Below are 263 nucleotides of genomic sequence, written 5' to 3' on the forward strand. Positions count from 1 at the left end.
GATCCGCATCGACGGTGCCGGCGGGTAGATGTAGGTGTTGCGGACCATGAACTCCTTGAGGATGTCGTTCTGGATCGTGCCGGACAGCTGCTCCGGCGTGACCCCCTGCTCCTCGGCGGCGACGATGTACAGCGCCAGGACGGGCAGGACGGCCCCGTTCATGGTCATCGACACGCTCATCCGGTCCAGGGGGATGCCGTCGAAGAGCTGCCGCATGTCGAGGATCGAGTCGATGGCGACGCCGGCCATGCCGACGTCCCCGG

The 263-nt window shown here is 66.5% G+C and carries 1 protein-coding gene; it reads right to left on the bottom strand.

The features are described 5' to 3' along the window. Positions 1-263 (bottom strand): methylmalonyl-CoA mutase family protein (locus OP18_RS50870; protein WP_245635832.1); only part of this gene is annotated, 263 nt, incomplete at both ends.

It is taken from the genome of Dactylosporangium aurantiacum (assembly GCF_000716715.1).
Lineage (GTDB): Bacteria > Actinomycetota > Actinomycetes > Mycobacteriales > Micromonosporaceae > Dactylosporangium > Dactylosporangium aurantiacum.